The sequence below is a fragment of the Methanobrevibacter sp. genome (genome assembly GCF_045116495.1).
Classification (GTDB): Archaea; Methanobacteriota; Methanobacteria; order Methanobacteriales; family Methanobacteriaceae; genus Methanocatella.
The window spans coordinates 1-10,283 of record NZ_JBGULU010000120.1 but is presented as its reverse complement, the minus strand read 5'-3'; the positions used below and the strand labels follow the sequence as shown (position 1 = coordinate 10,283).

The 10,283-nt window shown below is 33.2% G+C and carries 10 protein-coding genes; 4 read left to right on the top strand and 6 right to left on the bottom strand.

Translation table 11 applies throughout. The features are described 5' to 3' along the window. Nucleotides 1-2,731 (top strand): DUF11 domain-containing protein (locus ACJMLH_RS06535; protein ID WP_405275920.1); only part of this gene is annotated, 2,731 nt, incomplete at its 5' end. 265 nt (nt 2,732-2,996) lie between these two features. Continuing rightward, nucleotides 2,997-3,431: a hypothetical protein gene (locus tag ACJMLH_RS06530; RefSeq protein WP_405275918.1), complete on the top strand. Its 435-nt coding sequence runs from the start codon at nt 2,997-2,999 to the stop codon at nt 3,429-3,431. Between the two features lie 127 nt (nt 3,432-3,558). Here ACJMLH_RS06530 and ACJMLH_RS06525 read toward each other — a convergent pair whose 3' ends face one another. From ACJMLH_RS06525 to ACJMLH_RS06505, 5 genes are all read right to left on the bottom strand, one after another. Further along, on the bottom strand, nt 3,559-4,005 hold the full coding sequence (locus ACJMLH_RS06525; protein WP_405275916.1) for a hypothetical protein: 447 nt from the start codon (nt 4,003-4,005) through the stop codon (nt 3,559-3,561). Between the two features lie 50 nt (nt 4,006-4,055). Continuing rightward, a complete protein-coding gene (locus ACJMLH_RS06520; RefSeq protein WP_405275914.1) occupies nt 4,056-5,465 on the bottom strand; it encodes a hypothetical protein in 1,410 nt (469 codons plus the stop codon). Between the two features lie 262 nt (nt 5,466-5,727). Next, the gene (locus tag ACJMLH_RS06515) at nt 5,728-6,294 is read right to left on the bottom strand and encodes a sugar O-acetyltransferase (protein ID WP_405275922.1); all 567 of its coding nucleotides are present in this window, start codon (nt 6,292-6,294) and stop codon (nt 5,728-5,730) included. Between the two features lie 68 nt (nt 6,295-6,362). Further along, complete coding sequence (locus ACJMLH_RS06510) at nt 6,363-6,944, bottom strand: ZPR1 zinc finger domain-containing protein (protein WP_405275912.1); 582 nt, start codon at nt 6,942-6,944, stop codon at nt 6,363-6,365. Further along, entirely contained in the window at nt 6,937-7,881 is a 945-nt protein-coding gene (locus ACJMLH_RS06505) for a 3H domain-containing protein (RefSeq protein ID WP_405275910.1), read from the bottom strand. Before ACJMLH_RS06505 ends, ACJMLH_RS06510 begins: the two co-directional genes overlap by 8 nt. A 207-nt stretch (nt 7,882-8,088) precedes the next feature. Between ACJMLH_RS06505 and ACJMLH_RS06500 the strand changes: the two genes are divergently transcribed. Next, a complete protein-coding gene (locus ACJMLH_RS06500; protein WP_405275908.1) occupies nt 8,089-9,141 on the top strand; it encodes a DUF1611 domain-containing protein in 1,053 nt (350 codons plus the stop codon). Between the two features lie 6 nt (nt 9,142-9,147). Then, entirely contained in the window at nt 9,148-9,675 is a 528-nt protein-coding gene (locus tag ACJMLH_RS06495; protein WP_405275906.1) for a hypothetical protein, read from the top strand. 5 nt (nt 9,676-9,680) lie between these two features. On the opposite strand, the gene ACJMLH_RS06490 is transcribed toward ACJMLH_RS06495, so the two are convergent. Then, nucleotides 9,681-10,283, bottom strand: a 603-nt coding sequence (locus tag ACJMLH_RS06490; protein ID WP_405275904.1) for a hypothetical protein, incomplete at its 5' end; no start/stop codon positions are given.

Sequence of the window (10,283 nt, the reverse complement as noted above, 5' to 3'; positions counted from 1 at the left end):
TGTGAAAGGTAATGAGTATGATTACAATCCTGCTAACGATAGGGCTGATGCATCAGTAACCGTAAAGCCTGCAGCAGACTTGCAGGTAACAAAAGTTTCCAATGTGTCAGTTGTCAATCTCCATGAACTGGTAAAATGGACAATAACAGTAAAAAATAATGGTCCGGATACTGCTACTGGTGTAACTGTCAGTGATTTACTTCCTAAATCTTTAGTTTGGGTTAGTGATGATTCATCCGGAAAATACAATCGCAACACTGGAAAATGGAATATTGGAACCTTGAACAAAGGAAGCAGTGTCAATTTAAACATCATTTCAAAAGTTAATGCAACAGGCTCAATTAAAAACATTGTTTCCGTTACTGGAAATGAATTTGATTGGGATAGGACTAACAACAATGCAACAAAAACAGTTACAGTTAAGCCAGCATCTGATTTGGGTATTGTAAAGACTGTTAGTCCGGGTGTTGTTAACTATACTGACATTGTCTGCTGGACTTTGACTGTTACTAATTTTGGTCCGGATGCTGCTACCGGCGTTAGGATTTCGGATACTTTGCCGAGAGGTTTTGTTTATTTGAATTCCTCTAGACCTTACAGTAATGGTGTTGTTGAGGTTGGTAATTTGGCTGTTGGAGGCAGTGTTAGTGTTAAAATCTATACTAGGGCTGATATTACCGGCAGTTATGTTAATGTGGCCAGTGTGAAAGGCAATGAGTATGATCAAAATCCTGCTAACAATATAGCCAATGCATCAATAACTGTAAAGCCGGCATCTGACCTGAAGGTATCAAAAACCGTCAACAATTCAGAACCAAATTTCGCAGACACTGTTAAATGGACAATCAATGTCGTCAACAACGGTCCGGATACTGCAACAGGTGTTATTGTACAGGATCTACTTCCTGAATCTTTAGTTTGGGTTAGTGATGATTCATCTGGCAAATACAATCACAATACTGGCGTATGGACTGTTGGAAACATTAACAAAGGTCAAATGAAAACTTTAACAGTAATTACCAATGTAAACGGCACAGGTTTATTCGTCAATAATGTTTCTGTAACCGGAAAAGAATTTGACCTGAATAAATCCAATAATAAGGACAATGAATCTGTTAAAGTTGCAAATGCATCTGATTTATCAATAATAAAATTAGTAAATCAGTCTGAAGTGGAATATCATCAATCAGTTAAATGGACAATAATAGCTAAAAACAATGGGCCTAATAAGGCAACTGGAGTTCTTGTTGATGATATCCTTCCTGAAGGATTGCATTTAATAAATTATACTGCAAGCAAAGGATTTTATGATAATGGATTATGGTCAGTGTGCTGCCTTGAAAAAGGTGAAACCCAAACACTTGAATTAATATGTTATGTCAATAAAACCGGTAAATTGACCAACATGGTTAACATTAGTGGAAATGAATATGACCATAACCTGTCCAATAACAAGAACAATGCTACTGTATTTGTTCCAAAATCCTCCGACCTTTGCGTAGTCAAAAGCGTAAATGATTCAAATCCTTACTTTGGAGATATGATTGAATGGTCAGTCACAGTAACAAATAACGGACCTGATGACAGTAATGAGATATTTGTAATAGATGAATTGCCTGAAGGTTTGGAATTTGTCGACTATACATGCACTTCAGGCAGCTATGGTGAAGGAATGTGGTATCTTGACCATTTGAATATCGGAGACAGTGAATCAATTGTTATCCGTTGTATTGTTAAAACTTTAAGGGATACTGTAAACGTTGCAAGGGTTGTGCCTTCACAATATGACTGGAATGAATCAAACAACCAGGATAATGATTCAATAACAGTAAATCCTCTTGCGGACTTGGCTGTAGTAAAATTAATCAATGTGTCTAGTGCAAATTATCTTGATTTGGTAAAATGGACATTAATAGCTTCCAACTATGGTCCTAATGAGGCAACTGAAGTTGTTGTTCGTGATGTAATCCCTGAAGGACTGACTGTCGTTGATGTTTATGGTGATGACTTATATGAGGATTCCATATGGGATATAGGATATTTGGACAGTGGTGAATCTAAACAGTTGGACATTATCTGTAAAATAGAAAAGACAGGCGATTTTGTAAATGTCGCTTCTATCTGGGGATATGAAGCAGATCCTAATCCGGAAAACAATGAGGATGAATCTTATCTGTATGTATACCCTGCAAGCGACATATCAGTTACAAAAACAGTTTCCAAATATAAGTATGTCGTGGGGGATATAGTTAATTTTTCAATTAAATTAACAAATAAAGGTCCTGATGTGGCAGAAAACGTTAGAGTTAGTGAAATAATGGATGATTCACTTGAATTGTTGTCATTCCATGCCAGTGCAGGCGACTTTGATAAAGTAAATGATGTATGGTCTCTCGATTTATTGGATTCAGGCCGTTCAGCATTTTTAAAAATCAAAGCAATGGTAACTAAAGCTGGAAGTGCACAGAATAAAGTTGTTGCTACAAATGACAACTACGATCCGGATTTATCTAACAATAATGATACCGTTACTGTTAATGTTGTTGAAAAACAGAAACATAATGATGTGCCTAAAAACAGTAAACATAATCACTCTGATGATAATATCAGGATGTATGCTAAGTCCATTTTAGAAAATTACGAATCTGGAAATCCTATTATGGTAATTATATTGCTGTTTGTGTTTACGATGGGTGCATTGTATGGTAACAATATATTGAAGAAAAGATAATTTTAAGTAGCCTTCGGGCTACTAATTTTTATTTTTTTAAAACGATTTTTCAAAATTTCGCAAGTATCAAAATTATTAATTTTACGAGTAATTATTTTTATATTTGATTAAAAAACTGGTCGAATAATGCTCCGTTTCTTCAATTAAATCAAAACCTTTAAATAAAACTTATGATAAAGTTATAGTTAGATATTGATGAAATAATATTTTTTTTAATATTTTACTTGATGAATCAATATTTTTAATTATTAAACGAGGTGTAATAATGGCAGATGAAGAAATTATAGAAACTTCTGAAGAATATGTTGATGAAGAAGAAAAATTGCCTTTTGCTAAAGCGGAAGTAGTACGTTTAATGAAAGAAAATCTTGATGATGACAAAATGATTCGTGAAAGGGTAAAAGTTGAAATGAACAAATTTTTAGGAGAAGTCTTAAAAAATGTTTGTAAACAATTAAATGAATACCCATACACAACTATTGAGTATGAGATGCTTAAAGAATCTACATACCCATACACCAACATTGAAAGAATCAACCAAGAAAAAGAAAGAATTTTATTACATTTAGAAGCTATTAAAGCAGATTGTAATGCATTAGCTATGGATGTTCAAAAAACATTAAAATTAAAAGATGTTGTTGAAGAAGACACATTTACAAACTTCACAACAACCCTTGATGAAGAAGAGGAAGAAGAATAAACTTTTTCTTCTCAAGAAGAAGGAAAAAATCACTTCCTTCTTATTCTATTATTTTTTTTTACTCGTTAACGAAAATATAAAAAAATAGTAGTAGATGCAAATTGCAACTACTGGTTAGTATTTTTAATTAAAATTTAACTTCTACTTTTTGGATTTCAACTCCGTTGCTCACAGGATACTTATGGTGTTCTGCGCCCTGACCGTTACCCCATTCGCTCCATTTCCATTCTCCATCCATGTAGAAATATGCTCTGGACATATAGGAGTCTTTATATACTTGTTCTCCGTTTTTGTAGAGGTAAACTTCAAATCCTCCAACTTTAGATCCCATCCATTTGCTTGCTTTGACTGTGTATTCGCCAGCGGTTCCGGTGTAGGTTTTGTCAAATTCGGGCAATTCTACTGTTATGGTATCTGGTGTACTTGAAGATTCCTGTATGTTAGTTTCTTCGGTTTGGTTGGTTTCGACATTTGTATGCTCCTGAGTGTTTTGTTGTGAAAGCAACACGCCTAAACCTGCCGCAAGAGCAATAATTATTACAACTAATATGATGATTATATTTTTGTGTTCCATTTTCTACTCCAAAAATAAAAAAATTAGATAAATACGTCATATTTATCTAATCATGCAATTGCCATATATTTCCAAGTTATAGTTTTTCCATTTGCATACAATTCGATTAACGGCAATGTAGTTGATTTTTTATATGAAATGTATGCTTTAACAGGATAATATTTTGTTTTATATGCAGTTTTATAAGATACTTTTACCCATTTACATACTGCATAGGTGTATGCACTTAATCCAATACCATATTTATTTTGAGGATTTGCTTTGGTGTAAGTATATTCGGATACTTTTGTCCAGCCATTGGAATACATCCTATTAATCATTGGCAAATATGATACTCCATACAAAGTTTTAACTGCTTTAGTAGTTTTATATTTTTTCACGGTTTTAGTGTATGGTACTTTAACTTTGTATTTATATTTGGTTTTAAAGTCAAGAGTTTTAGATTTATCTTTCTTAAATGCTTTAACCAATGATTTATAGTGATTTGATTTGAGTTTTACAGTATATTTGCCTACTTTAACCTGTTTATTCTTTTTCAATATTACGACTTTACCGTTATTTAATTTAATAGTAAACTTGCCGGAACTAGCTTTATAATTGCTGTTTCCTAAAAATTTAACAGTACATTTATAAGTTTTTGCTTTCAATGGCAATTTAATTAATATATAAGCCAATCCTTTTTTAAATTTAGTAGTGTATGTTTTTCCAGCAATTTTAATTTTAGCGGTTCCTGAAGTTTCGTATATCTTTTCTTCATTCGGGTCGGATATTCCCGCAATAATATATTCTTTTGAACCTATTTTGGATGAAAAAGAACGGGCAAGGGTATGTGTTTTAGCTTTATTGATTTTTATGGTTGCCTGTGCTAATATGTCATCATATTCATCACATATCTGAGCTTTATAGGTGCCGGCAGACTTTATAGCTGAACCATCATAAGTTTCATCGTGATTATTATAACCATTTGAATATAATTCTTTTTGATATAACAGGGTATTGCCTTTATAAATTTCAAAATAACCGTTTAAATTACCTGTCCAGCCATATTTAATGATATTTTTTTCACCATAATTTCCATTCAATGACTCAACATAAACATTATCATAATCGTTTTCGTCATAATAGTCGTCGCCATAATCGTTTTCGTCATAATAGCTGTCGTCATAATAGTCGTCGCCATAATCGTCTTCGTCATAATAGCTGTCGTCATAATAGTCGTCGTCATAATCATATTCGTCATATGTCAATTCAGTGGTATCATCACTTATTTCAACAGAATTGGATGAAAAACTGCTTAATGTTTCTTCATCCTCATTGGAAATTTCTGATAATGATATTCCATCTTTATCATTATCCGCACTTGCAATGTCATTTGTAGTATTGTCCGCTGCACATACTGCCGAAACAGCCAGTAGACTTACTAAAAATATTGTCAGTATCATTATCTTTTTGTTTAGCAATATTATTTCCTCCAATAATAGTAATATATGTTGATACATATTTGTGTTAAAAATAGGATATATTTGTTTTGATTAAATTTCAAATGGTGAATATGTTTTAGCTATTTAAAAAAAGTATGAAGATTATATAATTAAAAAAATATTTTCTTCTTTTAATGGAATCTGCCAAAATTAAATTTTGTCAGATTGTCACATCGAGTTTTAATTGATTTTTAATGGATGTGCTTCCCAAATTAGCTATTATAGTGGTATTTTAATTGATTTAGAGGTCATTCTCTATTTTTTTAATAACACGGGCCGGAACGCCTACTGCAAGGGAATTGTCCGGAATATCTTTATTGACAACTGCACCTGCACCGATTACAACATTATTTCCAATGGTAACTCCTGGAAGAACGGTAACATTAGCACCTAACCACACGTCATTCCCGATTCTAATGGTTTTTCCTTGGGCCAAATGTGCACGTCTGCCTTTAGGGGTTATGGGGTGTGTAGCGGTTGTAATGGTGGTATTTGGACCAATCATCACATTGTCTCCAATATAAACTTCTTTAACATCAAGAATTGTTAAATTAAAGTTTGCTGTAAAATTATTTCCAATGTGGATGTTTTTCCCGTTATCAAAACAGAATCTTTTTGCAATCCAGACTTTTTCACCAACAGAACCTAAAATCTCACTCAATACTTCATATTGCTTATCCAAATCATCGTCTGCAATTGAATTGAATATGTTGGCATTTTCAATAGCATGCAATTTCATTAAGGATACTTCTTCATCGTCATAGCAATATTCAAGCCCTGCTTGCATTTTTTCAAGTTCTTTCATAATTGTGTATTTGTTAAATTGTTATTATAAATATTTGCCGTGTCCGTCAAAATTAAATTCTGGTTACGCCATCACTTGTCTTCAATATGACTAAAGCCTGTTTTTAACTCGTTCAATTCCTCTTCGGGAATTTCCAAAATTTCAGCACTATCGCTGACAATTTTACTTTGTCCGAATGGATCCTGAATAATGAGGGTTGCAGTTCCATTTCCTTTTTTAAGTTCCTGAATTTTGTTTAGAGTATTTTTACCATTGATTTGGGAAGGTTCGTCATCGAAAAGATTCAAAGCTTTTTTAACTGCATCTTCAAAACGGTTGAGAATACCTTCGACATTGGTTACATAGCCTTCAGATTTTGGGCCAGGTTCCACTTTAACACCAATTTCGGGAATTGAAACGGTAGCGGATTGGGACCTGACGACTCGGACGGTTAATGTATTTTTATTTATCTCCAGAACATATTTTGCAGGTTCATTCTGCTCAAGGGCAATAATGTCGCTGTGCTTAAATCCGCATTCCGGACATTGAATTGATGTTTCAAGAACTTTTCCAAAATGTGGTATTTCAAGCTCTTTCATTATTGACTTTGCCTTTCCTTCAACGGAGCAGGCGGGACATTTAATAATCATTTCAGTTAATTGATCTTCATTCATTTGAAACATATCCTTTTTCAGTTAATTCGTTAATGATTTCGTCTAGTTTTTCCTGATTGGAAGCACATATGGTTGTTTTCCTATATTCGGACAAATTATATAATTCATTCAGATATTCTTTTTTGCTTTCATCCTTTTCAAGATTGTCGATAAATCTTTTTGCAGATTCAATATCGCTGACATTAACGTTTCGGATTAACGGTTCTTTAAATCCTTTAATGTTATAGACAACTTTTTCCATGCTTCCGTTATTCTTATTAATGATTATATCAATAACATCTGCTAATTCATCGACATTATTGATGAGATTGATTGTTGTGCATGATTTGTTGATGATTGCTAAAATCTTATCAAGGGTTTTATCAATGGCTTCGGCTTTAATTACATTTATATCATGTGCTTTTGCTTGCATTAACAGGTGGTCATGTATAATTCTATTTTCCCTAAAGAAATCAAGCTGTTTTCCACCTCTGTGAATTTGAACGGCTCTTTTAACGAACCTTTCTTTGTGGGATTCCTCATCGGAGCTCAATATGAAAAAGTAAATGTTTGCATAGTCCCTGAACTGTTCAATGTTGATGAGTCCCGGAACTAAATGAACGCCTTCAATGATGATGTCATCATAATCTGTGATGGCCCTTTGAATAATCTTTTCCAAACCCGGAATTACTGAAGCGGCATGCTCATCAAAACCTGCAGACACCAGTTCATCGTAACTTTTGAAACGATCCCTATTTCTTAAATGTTTATATGCATCATAAGATGAGCTATGGAGTGCTGGTGCATATTCTTTTCCAATAATTCCCCTTACCACTGCCCGTATAAAATCACTTTCAATCAAATGCTTAATGTTTAATGCTTTGGCCAATTCTGCAGCTATTGTTGACTTTCCAATACCGGATGCGCTTCCAATAAGTATAACATAAGGTTTTCTCATGTTAATCTCTCCCTGATAATAATTTTCCATATTAAATTTTATAATATTATTTTGTCTTATGTAGCATAAAACATTATACATTTATTAATGTGAAAATTTATAAATAATTATAATATCATTTTTTGAAAATTTTTTTTTGAAAAATTAGGATAATAAATTTACATGATTTAGTTATAAGTTATAAATTATAGGATAGGGGTGAAATTTTTGTATTCAGTAAAATCAGTAAAAGAAATTCAAGATTTAAATCCATTCATCGTAGTTGGATGTGGTGGAGGAGGTGAAAAATTCTCCAATCTTGAAGGTATAGAGACAGTGGGATTCATCGATGATGATGAGAAAAAACAAGGAAAACAATTTTGTAATCTTATGGTATCAGATAGCTTACAACAGTGTTTGAAGAGTGCTCCAAATGCAAAGTCACTTGTTATTATGTTGCCTATTGGTGCAGAAGGGTCTGCTTTGAAATATGCAGTTCAAGCAATCGATGCCGGTTTGAATGTCATTACTTCCTTCAGGTCTTTATCAATTGAAGATAACTTGTCTTTAAAGAAATTTGCTGATTCAAAAAATCTTGTTATAAAGGATATTGGTCCAAGATTAGATGTTGTAGAGAAAATAGCTGGAGTCGCTCCTGAAAAATCATGTGAAGTTTTACCAAAAATATCTTATACTCCTAATGCTCCTGTAATTTTCGTTGGAGGCACATCCCAGGAATGTGGTAAAAGAACCACCACTAAAATGCTTGGTCTTGCAGCATCAAAAAGAGGTTTAACTCCTGCAATTATATCCACTGATGAAATGGGATTGGAAGAACCTACTGATTTTAATTTCAGAGCTGGAAGTTTATCTGCTATGGATGTTCCAGCAGCAGTTTTATCTGCAATCAAATATGCTGAAGAAACTAAAAAACCAGATATTATTTTTATTGAAGGTCAGTCCAGCTTAACCGAGAAAGGCAATCCTCATCCAAGAGGTTTGTCAGCAGCAATTTTAATTGGTGCTTCTCCAGATGCAGTTATTGTTGGACACAGGCCAAATCACCCATACAGAGAACCTCGTGGTATTGAAGAAGAAATAAGGGCTATTGAAGCTGTTGAGCCTACAAAAGTTGTTGGCCTATCAGTTAACTTTAAGAATGCCAGCTTAGATTTATGCCCTGAATACTTCGAGTCAAAATATGATTTGCCTACAGAGGATGTTTACAATAACGGTGCTGACAAATTATTAGATGCTATTTTTGAATATTTAGAGGAGTAGTTAGAAATGAGTTTTACAGATACAATAAAAAGAAGTTTAGGCTTCGAAGAACCAGAAAAACCAGCAAATCTTGACGGCAATCATGAAAGCGCTCTTGATAACCTTTCCAAAATGATTAATAATCTCACAAAGAATGAAAACAAACCTGCACAGCAACATCCAACTCAACAAAATCACCCTCAACAAAATCGTCCTCAACAAAGAAGGGCACCTAACCCTAATCCAACTCCTGCTTATGACGAGTATGAGGTGATTACTCCTGAACAGTCATTTTATGAAATTATTTTAATTAGGCCAAAAACTATTGATGACATTAATTATGTTGTTGATCAGGTTTTAGAAGAAAAAAATCCTGTTATTTTGGATTTGTCATTTTTAGAAAGAGAAAGTGCAGCTAATTTTAAATTGGCTGGTGAAAAAATCAAGCAGATGAGAACAAGATATGGTGCTCAGGCATTACTGCTTGCAAGAACAGATGATAAGGATCTAATCATCGTTTCTCCTAAAAAAGTAAGACTAATCAATAAAAATTAAGTAGATTAATTTCTACTTTCACTATTTTTTAAAAAATTCATATATCTCAATAGGATATAGACTACAATAACAATAGCTATTGCTGTTTCCACACTCAATAAGTTAGTTAAAATCAAATTGGAACCTATTTTTGCATTAATCCCTTTCGTTGCAAGTGCGCTGATTACAAATGGAAATGTGAATGCTGAAAAACTTGGATAGAAATCAAGATTTCTGTATTGGATGAATTTCAACAGTGAAAAGACATAGAATACGCATGCTAAAACATAAAGGACAATAACAAATTCATTTGATACTGTTTGTGCAGAATTCAGATATCCAACAATTAATATGCTTAAAACTGCAGTAAAAATACATATTAGTGGTTTGTTTACATCAGGAACATCTGGACAGGTTAGATATCTGTATACTACTAGAGGGAATGTAATTAGCATTGCTATAAATCCTACAATGAAAAAGCAAAATCCGATTTCAGTAATTCCATGAACGCTTGATGTTATGGCACCCATGGTAATTCCGATATACACTATCCAGTAGCTTGGATAGACATTAGAAATATTGAAATTATGCATGATAAAATGATAGGTAAAGTAAATCATTAGCATAAT